This is a genomic window from Calidithermus chliarophilus DSM 9957 (assembly GCF_000430045.1).
Classification (GTDB): Bacteria; Deinococcota; Deinococci; order Deinococcales; family Thermaceae; genus Calidithermus; species Calidithermus chliarophilus.
This window is the reverse complement of sequence record NZ_KE387023.1, coordinates 708,038-727,563: the sequence shown is the minus strand read 5'-3', so window position 1 is coordinate 727,563 and position 19,526 is coordinate 708,038. Positions and strand designations below refer to the sequence as shown.

General features: G+C 68.7%; 13 protein-coding genes, 1 tRNA gene and 2 rRNA genes. 9 read left to right on the top strand and 7 right to left on the bottom strand.

All coding sequences use genetic code 11. The annotated features are described in order from the left end of the window. Window positions 1-70 precede the first annotated feature (70 nt). Complete coding sequence (locus MEICH_RS0103520; protein WP_027891462.1) at window positions 71-1,216, bottom strand: M24 family metallopeptidase; 1,146 nt, start codon at window positions 1,214-1,216, stop codon at window positions 71-73. A 306-nt stretch (window positions 1,217-1,522) separates the two neighbouring features. On the opposite strand from MEICH_RS0103520, the gene MEICH_RS0103515 reads away from it, so the two are divergent. Beyond that, the gene (locus MEICH_RS0103515; RefSeq protein WP_027891461.1) at window positions 1,523-1,915 is read left to right on the top strand and encodes a HesB/IscA family protein; all 393 of its coding nucleotides are present in this window, start codon (window positions 1,523-1,525) and stop codon (window positions 1,913-1,915) included. A gap of 85 nt (window positions 1,916-2,000) precedes the next feature. After that, window positions 2,001-2,717 (top strand): hypothetical protein, encoded by a 717-nt coding sequence (locus MEICH_RS0103510; protein ID WP_027891460.1) that lies wholly within the window; start codon window positions 2,001-2,003, stop codon window positions 2,715-2,717. A 187-nt stretch (window positions 2,718-2,904) separates the two neighbouring features. Here MEICH_RS0103510 and truA read toward each other — a convergent pair whose 3' ends face one another. From truA to MEICH_RS0103485, 5 genes are all read right to left on the bottom strand, one after another. Further along, window positions 2,905-3,672: a tRNA pseudouridine(38-40) synthase TruA gene (gene truA, locus MEICH_RS0103505; protein ID WP_027891459.1), complete on the bottom strand. Its 768-nt coding sequence runs from the start codon at window positions 3,670-3,672 to the stop codon at window positions 2,905-2,907. A gap of 199 nt (window positions 3,673-3,871) precedes the next feature. After that, on the bottom strand, window positions 3,872-4,939 hold the full coding sequence (locus MEICH_RS0103500) for an ABC transporter ATP-binding protein (protein WP_027891458.1): 1,068 nt from the start codon (window positions 4,937-4,939) through the stop codon (window positions 3,872-3,874). Next, window positions 4,936-6,498 carry an ABC transporter permease gene (locus tag MEICH_RS0103495; protein ID WP_157202596.1) on the bottom strand — a complete coding sequence of 521 codons (1,563 nt, stop codon included), beginning with the start codon at window positions 6,496-6,498 and terminating at the stop codon, window positions 4,936-4,938. Before MEICH_RS0103495 ends, MEICH_RS0103500 begins: the two co-directional genes overlap by 4 nt. Window positions 6,499-6,578: 80 nt before the next feature. Further along, a complete protein-coding gene (locus MEICH_RS0103490) occupies window positions 6,579-7,187 on the bottom strand; it encodes a nitroreductase family protein (RefSeq protein WP_027891456.1) in 609 nt (202 codons plus the stop codon). 102 nt (window positions 7,188-7,289) lie between these two features. Continuing rightward, window positions 7,290-8,267, bottom strand: coding sequence for an iron ABC transporter substrate-binding protein (locus MEICH_RS0103485; RefSeq protein ID WP_027891455.1), 978 nt, complete (start codon window positions 8,265-8,267; stop codon window positions 7,290-7,292). A gap of 439 nt (window positions 8,268-8,706) precedes the next feature. On the opposite strand from MEICH_RS0103485, the gene MEICH_RS0103480 reads away from it, so the two are divergent. The 3 genes from MEICH_RS0103480 (at window position 8,707) to MEICH_RS0103470 (ending at window position 11,906) form a co-directional block, all read left to right on the top strand. Beyond that, window positions 8,707-11,568, top strand: a 23S ribosomal RNA gene (locus MEICH_RS0103480). A 100-nt stretch (window positions 11,569-11,668) separates the two neighbouring features. Further along, window positions 11,669-11,785 (top strand): 5S ribosomal RNA (gene rrf / locus MEICH_RS0103475). 45 nt (window positions 11,786-11,830) lie between these two features. Beyond that, window positions 11,831-11,906, top strand: a tRNA-Gly gene (locus tag MEICH_RS0103470). Window positions 11,907-12,385: 479 nt separating this feature from the next. Here the strand turns inward: MEICH_RS0103470 and MEICH_RS23445 are convergent. After that, entirely contained in the window at window positions 12,386-14,569 is a 2,184-nt protein-coding gene (locus tag MEICH_RS23445) for a putative bifunctional diguanylate cyclase/phosphodiesterase (protein WP_051303882.1), read from the bottom strand. A 249-nt stretch (window positions 14,570-14,818) separates the two neighbouring features. Between MEICH_RS23445 and MEICH_RS0103460 the strand changes: the two genes are divergently transcribed. The 4 genes from MEICH_RS0103460 to MEICH_RS0103445 all read left to right on the top strand — a co-directional run bounded on the left by MEICH_RS0103460 (window position 14,819) and on the right by MEICH_RS0103445 (window position 19,522). Further along, the gene (locus tag MEICH_RS0103460) at window positions 14,819-15,499 is read left to right on the top strand and encodes an O-methyltransferase (RefSeq protein ID WP_027891454.1); all 681 of its coding nucleotides are present in this window, start codon (window positions 14,819-14,821) and stop codon (window positions 15,497-15,499) included. 293 nt (window positions 15,500-15,792) lie between these two features. Continuing rightward, window positions 15,793-16,794, top strand: coding sequence for a glycosyltransferase family 2 protein (locus MEICH_RS26860; protein WP_051303881.1), 1,002 nt, complete (start codon window positions 15,793-15,795; stop codon window positions 16,792-16,794). 50 nt (window positions 16,795-16,844) lie between these two features. Beyond that, the gene (locus MEICH_RS0103450; protein ID WP_027891453.1) at window positions 16,845-18,344 is read left to right on the top strand and encodes a flippase; all 1,500 of its coding nucleotides are present in this window, start codon (window positions 16,845-16,847) and stop codon (window positions 18,342-18,344) included. Next, a complete protein-coding gene (locus MEICH_RS0103445; protein WP_027891452.1) occupies window positions 18,341-19,522 on the top strand; it encodes a glycosyltransferase family 4 protein in 1,182 nt (393 codons plus the stop codon). The genes MEICH_RS0103450 and MEICH_RS0103445 overlap by 4 nt, the downstream gene beginning before the upstream one ends. Window positions 19,523-19,526: the final 4 nt, after the last annotated feature.

The window sequence follows — 19,526 nt, the reverse complement described above, 5'->3', positions numbered from 1 at the left end:
CTTGCGTCCCGCGTTCGGCGTTTGGCTATCAGCTATGGGCTATCGGCGTTTAGCGTTCGGCGTACGACCGCTAAAGCCTGTCCATCTCCGTCTGCAAGGCCGTGGTCACCTCCGGCCCGTGCTCGTGCAGGTAGACGTTGATCTCGCTGCGCAGGCCGAAGGGGCCGGGGTAAACGCCGGGCTCGACGGTGAAGGCGAGGCCGGGGATGAGGGGGCGGGTGTCGTGGGTCTCGAGGTCGTCGAGGTGGGTGCCGTTGCCGTGGGCGGCGTCCCAGCCCAGGTTGTGGCCGGTGCGGTGGAGCACGTGCTCGGCGTAGCCCGCCGCTACCAGCACCTCGCGGGCCTCGCGGTCGACCTCGTAGCCCCGGGGGTGCCGCCCCCTGGCGTAGGCTTCGCGCACGTAGTCCACGGCCTTATCGCGGGAGGCCATTACCACGCGGAAGGCGTCCTCGACCTCGCCGGACACGTTCCAGCCGGCCATCCAGGTGATGTCGGCGTAGGGGCCGGAGGGCTCTTTGGCCCAGATGTCGAACAGCACCACCTGGCCGCTCTCGAGGCGGCTGGCGTCCGGGGAGTGGTGCGGGTTGGCGGCGTTGGGCCCGAAGCTCACGTTGGCGTCGTGGTCCCAGACTAGGCCGTGCGCGTGCAGCACCTTGAGGATCTCGGCCTGCACCTCGAGCTCGCTGGGGGGGGTCGAGCCGGCGAGGCGCGAGCGGATGTACTCCAACCCCCGGTCCTTAGCGGCCTCGAGGCCCCGTGCCGCCCGGCGGTGGGAGGCCAGGGCCTCGGCGTCCCAGGTCTGGAACTGCAAGAGCAGCTCGGCCGAGGAGACGATCTCCAGGCCCATGCCGCGCAGCAGCTCGAGGGTGCCGCCGTCGAGGCGCGAGAGGTAGGGGATGCCCCCGCCCGGGTGGTACTCCATCGCCACCCGCCCGAGCGGGGCGACGTGGGCCTGGAGGGCGCCGACGAAGCTCGACCAGCTCGAGTACACCACCCAGCGCCCCGGCAGGGCCGGGAAGTTGGCCCTCTCGATGGCGTGGACGATGAACACGGGATCCCCCTCCGCCGGGATGAGGTAGGCGAAGCGGCGCGAGAGGTGCAGCCCGCGCAGCCCCAGCGTCTCCAGCGCCAGGGGGTTGTTGCCGAAGAAGCCGTAGAGCAGCCAGCCGGGCAGTCCGGCCTTCCGCAGGGCGTGTTGGGCTTTGGCGATGTCCACGGGGTCAGTCTAAAACGCCGGGCGTCGAACGCCCAACGCCGGGTGCGGGTCGTACGTCGTACGTCCTGCGCCGTACGCGAGACGCCAAACGCATGACGTAGGGGCGGGCCCCCGTGCCCGCCCTCTCCCCGCTATCGACTATCGGCTATCAGCTATCGACCATCGGCACCCAACGCGGTGCATCCCATCACGTTTGCCCCCCTTTCGTGTGCTAACCTCTTGATCAGGAGCAGTTGCCGCCCCGCCGTGGGCTTTTGCCCGAAAAGCGGGGAATCCTCGAGAGCAAAAGGCAATGGAGGTGCTGGGATGGTTCAGGAACAGACTGCGCTTTCGATCACCCCACTGGCCGCTGAGCGGGCGCGGGAGATTCTGGCCCGCTACAACAAGCCCAACGCGGCCATCCGGGTGTTCATTAAATCGGGCGGGTGCAGCGGCTACCAGTACGGCATGGCCGTGGACGAGCGCGAGCTCGAGGGCGACACCGTGACCGAGATGCACGGGGTGCGCCTGGTCGTCGACCGCATGTCGCTGCCGCTGTTGGCGGGCTCGCAGGTGGACTGGGTGGAGAACCTGATGGGCGGCGGGTTTAGCGTGAACAACCCCAACGCCACCTCCTCCTGCGGCTGCGGCCACTCCTTCCGCACCGACGGGGCCAAGGCCCCCGAGGGCGAGGGCAGCGGCGGGTGCTGCAGCGCCTGAAGGCCCAATGGCTTCTTCGCCGGCCCTCCGGGGTCGGCTTTTTCATGCTGCGCGCTTCGCCAGGGCTCGGTTATGGTGGAGGGCGATGCACAACCGCCTTTATTCGTGGATCTCCCTCCCCCTGCTCTCGGGCCTGCTCAGCCTCAACCTCTTCCCCAGCAGCTTCTGGCGCTGGCAGAGCGGGAGTACGGGTGAGCAGGTGCAATTCGGGGTGCGCCTCGAGGCCAACCTGTTGGCCGGGTGGTACGAGCTCAGGGGCCGCGGCTACGCCGCCTTCGGCAGCGCGGTGCAGGCCGGGGTCGGGGAGGTTTATCTGCTGGTGCCGCTCGAGGAGTTCCGCCTGAGCCTGGGCAAACAGGCGGTGTACACCACCCCTTACAGCCGCACGCCGTGGGGCGACGAGGGCCAGTGGGGCGTGTACGGCCAGTACCGCCTGGACGAGCAGGCACGCCTCGAGGCCGCCTACGTCGAGGGCCAGGCGTACGTGGGCGGGCGCCTGGGAGGCCTGGAGGGGGGCACGTGGATCTCGCCCGGTGGCCTCACGCCGCGCGTGGGGGTTAGCGGCGAGCTGGGCGAGCTCTACTACCAGTGGAACACCGGCTTATGGGGCCGCCTGCGCTGGCCGCTGGACGGGGCGAGCGCCCTCGGGGCTTGGGGCTGGTGGAACCCCGGGGAGGACCTGGCCTCGAAGCTGCTCCTCGGCCTGTCGTACCGCCTCGACCCCCACCTCAAGATCGGGGCCGACGCCTCGTGGCGCCCGGTCGAGGCCTGGCGGCTGTGGCTCGAGCTCACGGTGCCGTGAGGGAGGCGGGTAGCGGAGCGGCGTATGGCTCGTAGTAGACGGGAGGAAGGGGTAAGCGGTCAGCCGTCAGCTTGTGGCCTTTGACCTGTGGTGAAAGGAATCCTTCCCGCTGGCGCCGAGAGTCGAGGGCCGAGGGCCAAGGCGTCTTGCGTCTTGCGTTTGGCGTTCGGCTATGGGCTATCGGCTATCAGCCATTCCAAGGCGTATACCCCGCGTGCACGAAGTAGAGCCCCTGGGGCGGGGCCGTGGGCCCGGCGTCCTTGCGGGTGCCGTGCTCGAGAAGGCGGGGGATGTCGCTGGAGTCGCGCTTGCCCAGCCCCACCTCGACCAGCGTGCCCACCATGCTGCGCACCTGGCCGCGCACGAAGCCGCTGCCGACGAACTCGAGCCAGATCTCCTGCGCCGAGCGGCCCTCGAGCGGCGTGACCACGGTGAGGTGGGCGCGGTAGATCCGGCGCACCGTGCTGCGCTCTTCCTTGATGGCGAAGGCCCGGAAGTCGTGCTCGCCCTCGAGTGCCTCGAGGGCGTGCCGCATCGCGACGAGGTTGAGGGCCTGGGGGATCCACCACACCCGGTGGCGCTCGAGGCCCGGCGCCATGGGGCGCTGCAGGATGCGGTAGCGGTAGCAGCGCCAGTGGCAGCTCTTGCGGGCATGGAAGTCGGGCTCGACCTCCTCGGCGCTAAGGGCCCGCAGGTCGGGGGGGAGGAGGGCGTTGAGGGCGTAGGGGATCTTGGGGGCGGGGATGGAGTCGGCGGTGTCGTAGTGGAAGGGCATCGCCAGGGCGTGCACCCCGGCGTCGGTGCGCCCGGCGGCCACCACCTTGGGGGAGGCGCCCGGTATGCGGGCGAGGGCGGCCTCGAGCACGGACTGGATGGTGCGCTCCCCCCGGGCCTGGGTCTGAAGCCCCGCGAAGTGCGTGCCGTCGTACTCGACGGTCAGGCGGATGCGCCGCATCCCGGAGGGCGCGGCGGGTTCGGTCTCGAGCTGTTCCAGCGGGTCCAGCACGGCTATCAAGACTACGCTATTGTACCGTCTCGCGTCAGTACGTCGTACGCCGCGCGCCCGGAGGGAGAGGCGCCCTGCCGGTGATCACGGCCGGGGTGGGCGAACGCTTCTCGCCTGCGGCCTTCGGCTACCGGCGACCGACCCCAGGTCAGGCTTCCCCGCCGCTCCGCCCGACCACCACCGCCGGGTCGCGCGCCTCGAGGCGCACTTTGTCCCCGGGCCGGCAGGGGCAGTGGGGGTCGGCCTGCACCACGTAGTCGCGGCCCGCGAGCCGGACGCGGTAGGTGAGGTCGTGGCCCTTGAACTCGCGGCTCATCACCACGCCCTCGCCGCCGGGCTCGAGCGCCAGGGCTTCGGGGCGCAGCGAGAGCAGCACGGGGCCGAGGGCGCCCTCGGCCAGCCGGACCGAGCCCAAGGGGGTCTCGGCCTCGATGCCGTGGGCCTCGCCGGGGATCAGGTTGGTGCGACCCAGGAACTGGGCGACGAAGGGGGTGCGGGGACGGGCGTAAACCTCCTCGGGGGTGCCGACCTGCTCGAGGCTCCCCGCCCGCATCACCGCCAGGCGCTCGGCGAAGGAGAGGGCCTCCTCCTGGTCGTGCGTCACCAGCACCGCGCCGATGCCCGAGCGCTTGAGCAGCTCGCGCACCTCGTCGCGCGTGGCCTGGCGCAGCCCGGCGTCGAGGCTGCTGAAGGGCTCGTCGAGCAAGACCACCTTGGGGCCGGGCGCGATGGCGCGGGCCAGCGCCACCCGCTGCTGCTGCCCGCCCGAGAGCTCGTGGGGCCGCCGGTCGCGGAAGACGGTGAGGCCGACCAGGCTCAGCACCTCCTCGACCCGCTCCCGCCGCCGGGCCGGGCTCAGGTTGCGCAGCCCGAAGGCCACGTTCTCGAACACGCTGAGGTGGGGAAAGAGCGCGTAGTCCTGGAAGACGAAGCCGATGCCGCGCTTCTCGGGCGGGCGGTGGGTCAGGTTCTCCCCGCCCAGCCAGACCTGCCCGCCGTCGGGGCGCTCGAAGCCGGCGATGAGCCGCAGGGTGGTGGTCTTGCCGCAGCCCGAAGGGCCCAGCAGGGCGAAGATCTCGCCGGGGGCCACCCCGAAGCTCACGTGGTCCACGACCGCGGGGATCGAGGGGTGGAAGCGCTTGGTCAGCCCTTCGACGCGCAGGACGGGCTCGAGGGCCTGGGCGGGGGTCTGGGGGTTGGGGGCGGTTTCGATCATCGGCGGCGTTCCTGGGAGATCAAGAGCCCGACGAAGCAGGCCGAGAAGAGCACGATCAGCAGGGCGTAGGGGGCTGCCTCAGCATACATGGCCTCGGAGGTGTAGGCCCAGATCTGGGTGGCGAGGGTGCTGTAGCCCACCGGCGCCAGCAGGAAGGTCAGTGGCAGCTCCTTGACCGAGGAGAGGAAGACCAGGGCTAAGCTGGCGAGCACCCCCCGCCACAAGAGCGGGAAGGTGGCCTTGAGGAAGGCCTGGAGGGGGCCGAAGCCCAGGTTGCGCGCGGCCTCCTCCAGCCGCGGCGGGGCCTGGTAGAGCGCGCTGCGCATGGGCCCGATGGCCTCGGCCATGAAGTGCAGGGCGTAGGCCAGCACCAGCAGGGCCAGGGTCTGGTAGAGGAAGGGCACCCCGCGCAGGCTGAAGAAGATCAGGGCCAGGGCGAAGGCCAGGGGCGGGGTGGCGTAGCCCAGGTAGGCGGTGCGCTCGAGGAGCCGGGAGAAGGGGGAGGGGAAGCGCACCCCCAAGTAGGCCAGGGGCAGGGCCAGCAGCACCGCCACCAGCGCGGCGGGCGCGGCGGCCTGGGCCGAGTTGGCCAGGGCCTCGGTCACCGACACCCGGTTCTCGTAGGGGAAGCGCAGCGCCCAGTAGAGCATGGTAGCCAGGGGGATGAGCAGCGCGCCCACCACCGGGACCAGCAGCAGCGGGTAGCTCAGCCAGCGCCAGGGCCCCAGCGGCACCGGGCGCGCCAGCCGGGCGCTGCCCAGCCCCACCCGCGAAAAGCTGAGCCCCGAGAGCAGGCGCGACTCGAGCCACAGCAACCCCCCGGTGAGCCCGATGAGCATCAGCGAGAGCCAGGCGGCGTAGACGCGGTCGAAGGAGGCGGAGTACTGCAGGTAGATGGCGTAGCTGAAGGTCTCGTAGCGCATCAGGCTGACCACGCCGAAGTCGCCCAGCACGTGCAGCCCCACCAGCAGCCCCCCGGCGTAGAAGGCGGGGCGCAGTTGGGGCAGCACCACCTTGAGGAAGACCTCCATCCGCCGGTAACCCAGGCTCTGGGCGGCCTCCTCGAGGCTGGGGTCCAGGCCCAGCAGCCCGGCCCTGAGGTTGAGGAAGAGGTAGGGGTAGGTGAAGAGCACCAGCACCCCCCAGGCCCCCCAGTAGCCCCAGGGGCGGGGCCAGTCGATGCCCAGGACGGCCTCGAGCATCCCGCTCGGCCCGGTCGCGCCCAGCAGGGCGTAGGCCCCCACGAAGCCGGGCACCGCCAGCGGCAGGGTCAGGAGCACCGTCCAGAAGCGCTTGCCGCGCAGGTCGCTGCGGGTGGTGAGCCAGGCCAGGGGCAGCGCCAGCAGGGCGGTGCCCAGCAAGACCCCGACCAGCAGGGCCACGGTGTTGAGCAGCAGCCGCAGGTTGCGCTCGCGCAGCACCAGCTCGGCCAGGGTGCGGGGGTCGGCCTCGAGGGCCCGCACCCCCAGGTAGGCCAGCGGCAGCAAGACCCCGGCCCCCGCGATCAGGGCGGGGATTAGGAAGTGCCAGGGGATGGGCCGGCGGCTGGCGCGCACCACAGCCTGATGAGTTTATCCTAGTTTTCCGCTAGGGTTTCGGGGCAAAAAACACACTGCGAATCGTTCGCAATAAGCGGGGCTCACCCCCAGCGCCAGGCGACCTTCTCGCGCCAGTCGCCCCGCACGCCCTCGGGCCAGGGGATGGCCGGGTAGCCCACGTAGAGGAAGCCCAGCAGGCGGGCGGGGGCCTCGAGCCCCACGAAGCGCGCGGTGTTCTCGTGCAGCACCGGCATGCCCGAGGTCCAGAACGCGGCCAGGCCCCGGCTGGCCGCGACCAGCTGCGCCGCGTGCACCGCGGCCCCCACGGCGGCGACCTCTTCCCACTCGGGGTGGCGCCCGCCGGGCTGCATCCCGATGGAGATCCACACCGGCGCCAGCCAGACCCGCTCGAGCTGGGCCTGCTCGGCCTGGGGGCTGTGCTTGGCAGGGTCGATGCCCAGCCGGTAGGACCGGGCGAAGGTCTCGCCCAGCGCCCGCCGGGTCTCCCCGGCGAAGACCGTGAAGCGCCAGGGCTCGCTCCCCCCGTGGTTGGGGGCCCAGTTGGCGGCCTCGAGCATCTGCTCCACGCACTCCCGCGGGACGGGGTCGGGGCGCAGCAGGTTCTGCTTGACGCTGCGGCGCCGGCGGATGAGCTCGAGCAGCTCGGCCGTCGGCAGGGGGGAAAGGGTGGGTGCGGTTTCCCGTTCCATGAGCCTCCACGATACCCGAACCGCCCGGGCGCCAATTGGAGGCGGAGGGCACGCTCGCCCTCCGCCTCCGGCACCCGATCGGGACGATCGGCAATCAGGGGTTTAAAGCAGCCCGGCTTCGCGCAGCACTTTGAGGGCGTTGTCGAGCTGGAGCTTCTCGAAGTCGATCTTGGGGCTGCGGGCGAGGATGTCGTCGAGGGGGTTGAGGGTGGTGGGCAGGATGGCCCCCTTGGTCACCGGGTACTCGAAGAGCTCGCCGGGGAAGAACTGCTGGGCCTTGGGGGAGAGCAGCCAGATCAGGAAGCGGGTGGAGTTGGCCACGTTCTTGCTGCTCTTGAGGATGCCCGCGCCGGTCACCAGCGCCAGGCTGCCCACGTCGCCCTTGGCGAAGTAGTAGGTGCCGATGGGGTAGCCGGCCTTGACGAAGCGCTGGATGTAGTAGTGGTTGGTCAGGGCCACATCGATCTCACCGGCCCGGATGGCCTCCATCATGGGCGGGTTGGAGGGGTAGACCTTGGGCTCGAGCCGCTTCATGCCCTCGAGCCACTCCTTGGTCTTGGCCTCGCCGTGGACCAGGATCATGGCGGCGATGAAGTCCTGGAAGCTGGAGTAGGTAGGGGTCCAGCCGATGCGGCCCTTGAGCTGGGTCTGCTGGGGCAGCTCCATCACCGACTGGGGGAACTGCTCGGGCTTGAGCTTCTGGGTGTTGTAGGCCAGCACCCGGAAGCGGATGGAGAGGGGGGTCCAGGTGCCCGACCCCGGCATGAAGCCGCTGGGCTTGCTGGTGATGGAGGCGGGCAACTTGATCATCAGGGGCTGTGCCGCGCCCAGGGCTCCGGAGGTGTTGGCCCAGAAGATGTCGGCGGGGCTGCGGGCCCCTTCCTCCTGGAGGGCGGCCAGCAGCTCGGCGTCGCGGCCGTACTTCACGTTGACCTTGATGCCGGTCTCGGCCTGGAATTGCTTGACCAGGGGGTCGACGAGCCCTTGGCTGCGCCCGGAGTAGATGGTCAGGGTTCCCTGGGCCTGCGCGAGGGCTCCCAGAGCCAGCGCAGCAACGATCGCGATTCTCAGGTTCTTCATGGCGGTTCCTCTCGAGCTGCCCGGGTACAGATGATCCCGCCCCGACAACTCACCAAGGGGCAGTCTAGGCAGGCCCCCGTTGAATGTCAAGTAATCCAGTCGGATTTATTGCCTTTGAGAACGAGAATCGTTACCAAACCGCTGGCGTCTGAGGGCTCCATGTCCTGAAGGTGATGCTCCGCGTCGGCAAGAAATTTCGTTGTTGAGCGCACAAAACGAGGGGGGTAACCGGCGTCGTGGGGTGGGAGGCTTGACATAACTCAGGGCGAGCGGTAATCTACTCGTTGCGCTGTCCAGAGGGCGGTGCGGGGACCTTGAAAGCGAAGGAGTCGAGAGTAGCGATGACATCACTGCTCCTGGGCCGCCGAGGGGCGCGGGCGCCGTAGGGATACGGGGCGCGGGCCGGCGGGGGCCGAGGGGCTGTGTGTAGCAGAAGAAGGGTCAAGATAGGAAGGGCACACGGTGGATGCCCTGGCACCCGAACCGACGAAGGACGTGATTACCTGCGAAAAGCCACGGGGAGTTGGTAGTGAGCGTTGATCCGTGGGTGTCCGAATGGGGGAACCCACCCTCTGGGAACAGGGGGTACCGCGCGAGCGGGGGGAACGCCGGGAACTGAAACATCTAAGTACCGGCAGGAGAAGAAAGCGAAAGCGATTCCCTGAGTAGCGGCGAGCGAAAGGGGAGCAGCCTAAACCGGCGTGCGTGCACGCCGGGGTCGTGGGGCGCCCGATGTCGAAGTCGAGTCTTAGCCGAACAGCCTGGGAAGGCTGACCGGAGAGGGTGAAAGTCCTGTAGGCGAAAAGAGGAGACTAGTAGGGCGTACCCGAGTAGCCTGGTTTTCGTGGAAGACTGGGCGAATCTGCGCGGCCCACCGCGTAAGGCTAAATATTCCGGGTGACCGATAGCGAAGCAGTACCGTGAGGGAAAGGTGAAAAGAACCCCGGGAGGGGAGTGAAACAGAACCTGAACCCGTGTGCTTACAAGCAATCGCGGCGCCACACGGGCGTTGCGGTGTGCCTATTGAAGCATGAGCCGGCGACTTACGTTGGCGTGCGAGCTTAAGGCGATAGCCGGAGGCGTAGCGAAAGCGAGTCCGAAGAGGGCGGCGAGTACGTCGGCGTAGACTCGAAACCTGGAGAGCTAGGCCTGGCCAGGCTGAAGCGCGGGTGACACCGCGTGGAGGGCCGAACCGGTTGGAGATGCAAATCCCTCGGATGAGCTGGGTCTAGGAGTGAAAAGCTAACCGATCCAGGAGATAGCTAGTTCTCCCCGAAATGACTTTAGGGTCAGCCTCGGACGCTGATTGCGGCCTGTAAAGCACTGATTGGGCTAGGGGGCCTACCAGCCTACCAAACCCTGTCAAACTCTGAAGGGTCGCAAGGGGAGTCCGGGAGTGAGGGCATGAGTGCTAACATCCATGTCCAAGCGCGGGAACAACCGAGACCGCCAGCTAAGGTCCCCAAGTTCGGGCTAAGTGGATAAGGATGTGAGGCCGCACAGACAGCCAGGAGGTTGGCTTAGAAGCAGCCACCCTTGAGAGAGTGCGTAATAGCTCACTGGTCGAGTGGCCTTGCGCCGAAAATGATCGGGGCTTAAGCCCGACACCGAAGCTGCGGGGTGCGCGCGAGCGCACCGGTAGGGGAGCGTTCCCTATGCCGACGAAGCCATACCGCGAGGGGTGGTGGAGGTACGGGAAGTGCGAATGCCGGCATGAGTAACGATAAATGGGGTGAGAATCCCCATCGCCGTAAACCCAAGGTTTCCTACGTTATGGTCGTCATCGTAGGGTTAGGCGGGGCCTAAGGCGAGGCCGAGAGGCGTAGTCGACGGACAACTGGTTAATACTCCAGTCCCACTCTAGGTGCGACGGAGGGACGCTCTAGGCTAGGCAGACCGGAGCCATGGACGAGCCCGGCCAGAAGCGCAAGGGGGGCTACAGGCAAACCCGTAGCCCGCTACCCGTGCGTGGTGGGGAAGGCGCGAGCTGACAACCTGCCGAAGCCACGGAGCCGAGAAAAGCTTCTAAGCATAACCGAAGAGTGCCCGTACCGCAAACCGACACAGGTGGGTGGGTGTGAACGCACCAAGGCGCGCGAGAGAACCCTCGTTAAGGAACTTTGCAATCTAGCCCCGTAACTTCGGGAGAAGGGGTGCCCCCGGCGACGGGGGCCGCAGTGAATAGGCGCTGGCGACTGTTTACCAAAAACTCAGCTCTCTGCGAACACGTAAGTGGAGGTATAGGGAGCGACGCTTGCCCGGTGCTGGAAGGTCAAGGGGAGGGGTGCAAGCCCTGATCCGAAGCCCCAGTGAACGGCGGCCGTAACTATAACGGTCCTAAGGTAGCGAAATTCCTTGTCGGGTAAGTTCCGACCTGCACGAAAAGCGTAACGATCAGCGCGCTGTCTCAACGAGGGACTCGGTGAAATTGAACTGGCTGTGAAGATGCAGCCTACCCGTGGCAGGACGAAAAGACCCCATGGAGCTTTACTGTAGTCTGGCATTGGCTTCTGGACAGGCCTGCGTAGGATAGGTGGGAGCCTGCGATCCCCGGCTTTCGGGCCGGGGGGAGGCGTCGGTGAAATACCACCCTGGCCTGTTCGGGAGCCTAACCCCGGGCGGGGGACAGTGCTTGATGGGCAGTTTGACTGGGGCGGTCGCCTCCCAAAGCGTAACGGAGGCGCCCAAAGGTTCCCTCAGCGTGGACGGAAACCACGCGGTGAGCGCAAGGGTAGAAGGGAGCCTGACTGTGAGGCCTGCGAGCCGAACAGGAGCGAAAGCTGGGCCTAGTGAACCGGTGGTACCGTGTGGAAGGGCCATCGATCAACGGATAAAAGTTACCCTGGGGATAACAGGCTGATGATTCCCGAGCGTCCATAGCGGCGGAATCGTTTGGCACCTCGATGTCGGCTCGTCACATCCTGGGGCTGAAGAAGGTCCCAAGGGTTGGGCTGTTCGCCCATTAAAGTGGCACGCGAGCTGGGTTCAGAACGTCGTGAGACAGTTCGGTCTCTATCCGTCACGGGCGGAGGAAGTTTGGGGGGGGCTGCTCCTAGTACGAGAGGACCGGAGTGGACGTACCGCTGGTTTTCCGGCTGTCCTTCCAAGGGCAAATGCCGGGTAGCCAAGTACGGGAGAGATAACCGCTGAAAGCATCTAAGCGGGAAACTCGCCCCGAGATGAGACTTCCCACGGAGTGATCCGGTAAGGGCCCTGCGAGACCAGCAGGTGGATCGGCCGGGGGTGGAAGTGCAGCAATGCACGGAGCCGACCGGTGCGAATGGCCCGAGGTCTTGACCTCTTCAGCACTCATACCCGCTCCCCTCTCGGCTGCTTCGCTTTCGCCGGTCCGACCTTTACAGACCAAGGCGTGAGTAATCGCAACCAGCAACAGCAGACGCCTCTGTGCTCATAGCGGTGTGGTCCCACCCGTCCCCATTCCGAACACGGAAGTGAAACGCACCTGCGCCGATGGTACTCGGCCCGAAGGGGCCCGGGAGAGTAGGGCAGCGCAGAGGTTTTTTCCTTTTCTTTCGCCCCGCGCAGCGCCCCGCGCCGCGCGTGCGGGAGTAGCTCAGCCGGTAGAGCACAACCTTGCCAAGGTTGGGGTCGCGAGTTCGAGTCTCGTCTCCCGCTCCATTTGATATAGATCCCCCACTCTCAGAGTGGGGGATTTCGCTTTTAACCATCCACCACGAGGCTGCAACCCCGGGTAACCCTCGGGCATTGCGCCGTGATACCGGATTCAAAAAGATAATCATCCGAACCAAAGAGACCCAGGGGCTATCTTTTTGAATCCCAGAGCACACCCCTCCCTGACGGCCGGCGAAGCAAGCGCATCCCTCCCGAGGGGCGCTACCGCCCTCCGCTACGCGGATAACTTCGGTCGGCCGCCCCGCCTTGGCGGGGCGGCGTCACCATTCGGTGACGAACTAACCGAATCGGGTATGAGAGGGGACGAACCGGTCCTGTTGCCCGGTTGGTTAAAACCACTTCCGGGGGAGCTTATCACGCTCTACGCTCGCGTCACGTACCATTCCGAACGCAACCGTAGCGACCCTGACGCCAGTCCTTGGCCTACCCTACAGCCCATTCCTCGTGAAGGGCCGCAGAGCGCCCTAGGATTTCGGGTTGTTCTTCTCGAGAATCCTGCCCATCTCCTCCGCGGGCATCGGCATGGCTAGCGCGTAGCCCTGGGCCGAGTGGCAGCCCATCTGGCTGAGGGTGTCTTGCTGGACCGCGGTCTCCACCCCTTCGGCCACGACCTCGAGCCCGAAGGCTTCCGCCAGGGTCAGGATGGCGCGTACGAGGGCGAGGTTGCTGGCGGAAGCAGGCAGGCCGGCGACGAAGGAGCGGTCGATCTTGACGGCGTCGATGGGCAAGGAGCGCAACAGCCCGAGCGAGGAGTGGCCGGTGCCGAAGTCGTCGATGGCGATGCGCACGCCCAGCGCCTGCAGGCGCTTGAGCTGGCACAGCGACTCCTCGGCGTCGCGCATCACGGTGCTCTCGGTGAGCTCGAGCTCGAGCTGCTGGGGGGGCAGGCCGGTCGTGGCCAGGGTCGCGGCCACGGCGTCCGCGAAGTCGGCGCGGCAGAACTGGATGGCCGAGACGTTGACCGCGACGCGGGTCCGCCAGGAGGCGGCCTGCTGGCAGGCCTGCTGCAGCACCCAGGTCCCGATGGGCACGATCAGGCCGCTCTCCTCGGCCAGGGGGATGAAGCGCGCCGGGGGCACGAGGCCGTGCTTGGGGTGCCGCCAGCGCAGCAGGGCCTCCACGCCGATGACCCGGCGGTCGTCGAGGGAGAACTGCGGCTGGTAGTGCACCTCGAGCTCGCCCTGGTGCAGCGCCTTGCGCAGGTCCTGCTCGAGCTCGAGGCGCTGCAGGGCCTGGGCGGTGTATTCCGGGCGGAACACCCGGAAGCCGTTGCGGCCGGCGGCCTTGGCCTGGTACATCGCCGCGTCGGCGTGGCGTTGGAGGGTGGAGGGGTCGAGGCCGTCGCGGGGGTAGAGGGCGATGCCGATGCTGCCGGTGACGAACAGGGAGCGCCCGGCCACCGCGAAGGGCTCCGACAGGGCCCCCAGCAGCTTCGACACCACCCGCTCCGCCGCCTTGGCTTCGGGGAGCTGGCTGAGCACCACCGTGAACTCGTCGCCCCCCAGCCGGGCGACGGTGTCGGAGGCCCGCACCGTGGCGCGGATGCGCTGGGCGACGGCGACGAGCAACTCGTCGCCTGCGTCGTGGCCCAGGGTGTCGTTGACCGCCTTGAAGTGGTCGAGGTCGATGAAGAGCACCCCGACCAGGTGGCCCTCGCGCTCGGCCCGGGCGATGGCCTCCCTGAGCTGGGCCTCGAAGAGGGTGCGGTTGGCCAGGCCCGTGAGCTGATCGTGGTGGGCCATGTGCGACAGCGCCGCCGCCCGCAGCTCGAGCTCCTCCGACGACAGCCGCAGGGCCTGGTTGAGCCGGTCGTTCTCGCGCAGGGCCAGCACCTGCCGCACGATCACCAGCAGCGTCACCAGCCCCATGCTCAGCAGAGCCCCCGTCGCCCCGTCCCGGTCCCGGCCGTAAACCAGCACCACCAGGCCGTAGGTCGCGGCCACGGCCACGTAGGGCAGGTACCAGGAGAGGCGGCGCAGCCACCGGGGGAAGGGCAGGCTACGGGCGGGCTTACCCCGGCCGGCCAGGGCCGCCAGGGCGAAGGCGCTCTGGGCCAGCACGTACAGCACGTCCACCGGGTGGGCGGGGCCGTAGGCTTCGACGGCCTCGAGCGCGGTGTACCAGATGTCCGCCACGATGTTGAGCACCAGCCCGACCCCCAGCCACAGCGCGGTGGGGATCGGCAGCCAGGGCGAGGTGCGCAGCAGCAACAGCAACAGCACGCTGACGAGCAGCAGATCGGTGAAGGCGTAGGCCAGCGTCACGCCCAGGCCCAGGGGGTCGCCGAAGTAGGGCTGGGCCGTGCGGGCCAGCAGGGAGTACCAGAGGTAGGCCCCGATGGCCGTCACCACCGTGCCGACGTCCAGCGGCAGCCGCAGGCGCTCCCAGGACTGGGCCGGGCGCGGGTGGGCGAATTGGAACATCGCCACGAGGAGCAGCGGGGCGTACAGCAGGTAGACCCCGTCGACCCAGGAAGGGAAGGGGGCCTCCCCCGCCGCCAGGGCGTAGGAGTAGTACAGCAGGTCGCCCACCGTCCAGGTCGACAGGCTCAGGGCGTACAGCGCCCAGGCCCCGTGGAGGTGCCGGGGGTGGTAGGGCCGGCTGCTCCAGACCAGCCACACCACCACCAGCCCGATCAGGGGCTGCACGACGCTCCCGAACCATTCCCACGGGCGGACGGAGGCCGGGAGCGCCGTCCATAGCAGGTGCGCGGCTACCAGCGCCGCCAGCGTGACAGCGGCGGCCGGTGTCGAGCTTGTGGTCTGAGCACGCGCGCCCACTTCAGCCGTACCTTACATAACTGTGTGGCGCGGCGCTCGCGATTTTGACCATCCGGCCCGCGTGTATTTCTCATTTTCCACCCGACCCCCGCCCGGTTTATGCTGGGGCGAAGCGCCATGAGCCACGACCCGGAATTGTGGAGCGAGGTGGACCGCTACATCGCCGAGCGGCTGGTGCCTGCCGACCCCGTGCTGGAGGGGGTGCTCGAGGCCAGCGCGGCGGCCGGCCTGCCGCCCATCCACGTCGCGCCCAACCAGGGCAAGCTGCTGTGGCTGCTGGCGCGGCTGCAGGGCGCGCGCCTCATCCTCGAGGTCGGCACCCTGGGCGGTTACAGCACCGTCTGGCTGGCGCGGGCGCTGCCCCCGGGCGGGCGCCTGATCACCCTTGAGGCCGACCCCCGCCACGCCGAGGTGGCGCGGGCCAACCTCGAGCGGGCCGGGCTGGCGGGGGTGGTGGAGGTGCGGCTGGGGCGGGCGCTGGACACCCTCCCCCGGCTCGCCGACGAGGGGGCGGGCCCCTTCGACCTGGTCTTCCTCGACGCCGACAAGCCCTCCACCCCCGAGTACCTGCGATGGGCCCTCGAGCTCACCCGCCCCGGCAGCCTGATCGTCGCCGACAACGTGGTGCGCGCAGGGGCGGTGCTGGAGGGCTCGAGCCGCGACCCCAACGTCCAGGGCATCCGCCGCTTCTACGAGCAGGTGGCCGCCGAGCCCCGCCTGAGCGCCACCGCGATCCAGACCGTGGGCTCGAAGGGCTACGACGGCCTGGCCATCGCCCTCGTCCTCCCCGAGGCGTAGGGCACGCTCGCGTTATGCCGGGCGTTACCCCGACATATCGATAATCGGGCCAGGTACGGGGGCTGCAGGTGGGTCGTACTCCTGCGTGGTACGTCGTACGCCAAACGCAAGACGCGAGACGCCTGGGCCCTCGACCCTCGACTCTCGACAGACCACGGGCCACGGGCCTCCCTGGACCCTTCCCCCTTCCCCCGACACCCGCTTCCCCCCGCGCGACAGTGCGCTGGAGCAGGTAACGGCAGCTTAACGCGCCAAGGACTACGCTCTAGGCTGAGAGGAGTGTTGTGGCGCTTATGAAGAAAGCCCCCTTGGTGAGCATCTTGATGCCTACCTACAACTACGCGAAATTCATCGCGCATTCCATCGAGAGTGCACTCGGGCAGGACCTGGGGGACATCGAGCTGATCATCAGCGATAACGCCTCCACCGACGACACCCAGGCGGTGGTGGCGCCGTACCTGGCCGACCCTCGAGTGCGCTACCACCGCAACGCCGAGAACATCGGCATGACGCCCAACTACAACCGCTGCTATGAGCTGATGCACCCCGACAGCCGCTATGTCATCATCCTTCCCGCCGACGACTGGTGGGAGCCCAACATGCTCTCCAAGCTCGTCGCCATCGCCGAGGCCGACCCTGAGCTCACCTTCGTGCACTGTGCGGGCTACAAGGTCGACCCCGAGGGCAAGCCGCTGTTCGAGTACATGGACCTCTTCGCCCACCTGCCCTCCGCGGGCAAGCACCGCGCGCTCAAGGAGCTCTACCGCAACAACTACATCTTCGCCCAGACCGTGCTGCAGCGGCGCTCGCTCTTCGAGCAGCACAAGCCCTACCCCCACCTCTACCGGCTGGGCTTCAACTACGCCCCCGACTACATGCTCTGGGTCGACATCATGAACCGGGGGGCGGTCGGGTATTACCTGCCCGAGAAGCTGGCCTACTTCCGCGAGCACCCCCAGTCCCACACCATCGACAAGAACATCATCCCCCGGCTGCGCGAGGAGGTGCGCATCTTCGAGACGGCGGCCGAGAGCTGCCCGCCCGAGCTCGAGGGCGAGCGCATCGCCAACCTCCGCAGCCGTATGCTGGCGTTGGCCCAGCGCCTGCTCAAGGCCGGCCAGGAGGAAGAGGCCAAAGAGATCCTGGTCAAGGCGGCCCGGCTCGACCCCAACCCGAGCCTGGGCATCCGCATCGCCCACTTCATCGCCAACCTACCCCTCTCGCGCGGCATCCGCTCCAAGCTCTGGGAGCTCGCCGAGAACCTGGCCTTCCGGGCCCGCCGTAGCCCGGCCTGAACTCCTTTTTCCCTATTCCCGGCCCGCTGGGCCCCGCACGCAAGGTCTTCATGAACGACATTTCCCCGCCCGCCCCTCCTGCCCGCCTCGCCCGTGCCGTACGCAACGGGCTGTGGAACGGCGCCGCCAACCTGCTCATGGCCCTGGTGGGCGTGGTCACCTCGGTGATCGTGGCCCGCAGCCTGAGCGAGCACGAGTTCGGCATCTACAGCTACTACGCCTGGCTCTCGGGCGTGCTGGTGGCGGTCCTGAGCAGCCAGGCCTTCGGCTCGGCCCTGACCAAGGTGGCCGCGGAGCTGCGGGGCCAGGGCGCGGTGGGGGAGGCGCGGGCGCTGGGGCGGGGGGTCATGCTGGTGCTGGTGGGCTCGAGCCTGCTGCTGAGCGTGGCGCTGCTGGCTAAGGCCCTGGGCGCCGCGCCCCCCTTCCGCTACTACCTGCTGGTGGTGGCGGCCGCGCCCCTGCCGGGGGTGCTGGCCTCGCTGCTGTCGTCGGTGTTCTGGAGCCGGGAGAACTACCGCATCACCTCCATCGCCAACCTGCTGGGCAGCGGCTTGCAGGTGCTGCTGGTGTTGCTGGCCTACTGGCAGGGCTGGGGGGTGGCGGGCTACCTGCTGCTGACGCTGGCCCTGCCGGTGGCTAACTGCGCGGCGCTGCTGCTGAGCCCGGCGCAGGAGGAGCCCGAGCCCGGCCCGCGCCGCTGGTGGCCGAACCCCGCCACCGTGCGCTACTACCTCACCTTCAGCTTCCCGCTGGTGGTGATGGGGATGCTCGAGCTGGTGATGATCCAGCGCTCGGGGGTGTTCTTCCTCGAGCGCTACTCCACCGAGGCCCAGATCGGCTTCTACAGCCTGGCCTACACCATCTTCCAGCTCCTGTTCATGACCGGCTGGGCGCTGGTCAACAGCTTCTACCCCGCCATCTCCAGCAGCTTCGGGCAGGGGGACTGGGCCTCGATCCGCCACAAGATCCAGCAGGCCGGGCTCCTGAGCGCGGTGTACGCCATCCCGCTGTGCCTGGGCGGGCTGGTGACGCTGCCTGAGCTCATCGCCCTGCTCTTCGGGGCCGACAAGGCCGCGGCCGCCCACCCGGCCCAGGTGCTCTTCATCGGGATGCTGCCGATGTGCCTGGTGGGCCTGTACGGCCTCACGCTCAACGCCATCAACCGCCCCTGGGCGGTGTTCCCCATCGGCATCGGCACCTCGCTGCTGGGCATCGCCCTGAGCGTGTGGCTGGTGCCGCAGCACGGGGCGGTGGGGGCGGCCATAGCCAACACCGTCGCCCAGGTGATTTACGCCGCGCTCAAGTACTTCCTGGTGCAGCGCCTGGCCGGGGTGGGCCTGCCGTGGGGGGTGATCGCCCGGGTCGTGCTCATCGGCTTCGTGTGCGCTTTCTTGCTCCCGCTGCTGACGCTGCACCTGTTCCCCGGCGCGGTGGGGTTGCTGCTGGGCATCGTGCTGGCGGCGGCGTCCTACGCGACGGCGATGTGGAAGCTGGGCTACGTGGGGCGCATCGCCCAGGAACTGGCCCCGGCCCAGGGGGGTACGGCGTGAAGGTGCTGCACCTGGTGGGGCAATTGCTGCTGCCCAAGGACCCCGAGCACGAGCAGGCCAGCGGCGCGGTGCGGGTGGCGCTCGAGCTTGCCCGCCAGCAGGCGGCGGCCGGGCACGAGCCGTGGGTGGTGAGCGTCGGGCCCGAGGCCTGGCGGCAGGAGTGGCAGGGCGTGCGGCTGGTGCAGCTAAAGCCCCTGCCCTGGGCCCGCTGGCGGGGCCTCGACTTCCGCGCCCACCTGCCCTACGTGCTGCTGTCGCTGCGCGAGGGCTTCGACGTGGCGCACGGCCACCTCTACAGCTACCTGCGCTTCCTGCGCGCACGGGCCCGCGTGGTGCACGTGCACCACGACCCGCTGCACGAGGGCGCGGGCGCCGACCTCGCCGCCGTCGCCCGCCACTGCGACGCCTTCGTGGCGGTGAGCCAGTTCGTGGCGCGGCGGCTCGAGCAGGGCCTGGGGAGCGCCGAGCGCGTCCACCGGGTCTACAACGCCGTGGACACCGAGCGCTTCGACCCCGCCCGCTACGCCCGCGAGCGCGCCGAGCTGCGCGAGCGCTGGGGGATTAAGGCGGGCGACCCCACCTGGCTCTACGCCGGGGCCGTGGTGCCGGAGAAGGGCGTGCTGCACCTGGCCCGCGCCTTTGCCCGGCTGGCCGAGCGCATCCCCCAGGCCCACCTGGTGATCGCGGGGGGCAGCGCCCTGTGGCGCCAGAGCTTCGAGCGCGAGGACCCCCAGGCCGCCTACGAGCTCGAGGTGCGCCGCACCCTCGCCGCCGCCGAGGCCCGTGGGCAGGTGCACTGGCTGGGGGTGGTGGGCGGGGGCGAGATGCCGGCGGTCTACGCCGCCTGCGACGGGCTGGTGGTGCCTTCGGTGTGGCTCGAGCCCTTCGGGCTGGTGGCCGCCGAGGCCCTGGCCTGCGAGCGCCCGGTGGTGGCCTCGAACGTGGGGGGGCTGCCCGAGGTGGTGCAGGGCGGGGGCAAGCTGGTCCCGCCCGGCGACGAGGCCGCGCTCGAGAGCGCCCTGCGCGACCTCAGCCAGAACCCGGCCCTGCGGCAGCAGCTCGGGTCTCACGGAAGGAGGGCCATGCAGGCCTTAACCTGGGAGCAGGTCGCGGCCGAGGTCGAAGCGATTTACCACGCCTGCCTCAACCCCCCGGCCGCCGTGGGCAGCCGGACTTAGCCAA

Excerpts from the sequence above, each read along its gene's own strand:
- MEICH_RS0103490 (WP_027891456.1), bottom strand. The coding sequence starts at position 7,187 with ATGGAACGGGAAACCGCACCCACCCTTTCCCCCCTGCCGACGGCCGAG.
- MEICH_RS0103450 (WP_027891453.1), top strand. The coding sequence starts at position 16,845 with ATGAACGACATTTCCCCGCCCGCCCCTCCTGCCCGCCTCGCCCGTGCC.
- MEICH_RS0103510 (WP_027891460.1), top strand. The coding sequence starts at position 2,001 with ATGCACAACCGCCTTTATTCGTGGATCTCCCTCCCCCTGCTCTCGGGC.
- MEICH_RS0103460 (WP_027891454.1), top strand. The coding sequence starts at position 14,819 with ATGAGCCACGACCCGGAATTGTGGAGCGAGGTGGACCGCTACATCGCC.
- MEICH_RS26860 (WP_051303881.1), top strand. The coding sequence starts at position 15,793 with ATGAAGAAAGCCCCCTTGGTGAGCATCTTGATGCCTACCTACAACTAC.
- MEICH_RS0103500 (WP_027891458.1), bottom strand. The coding sequence starts at position 4,939 with ATGATCGAAACCGCCCCCAACCCCCAGACCCCCGCCCAGGCCCTCGAG.
- MEICH_RS0103485 (WP_027891455.1), bottom strand. The coding sequence starts at position 8,267 with ATGAAGAACCTGAGAATCGCGATCGTTGCTGCGCTGGCTCTGGGAGCC.
- truA (WP_027891459.1), bottom strand. The coding sequence starts at position 3,672 with ATGCGGCGCATCCGCCTGACCGTCGAGTACGACGGCACGCACTTCGCG.
- MEICH_RS0103515 (WP_027891461.1), top strand. The coding sequence starts at position 1,523 with ATGGTTCAGGAACAGACTGCGCTTTCGATCACCCCACTGGCCGCTGAG.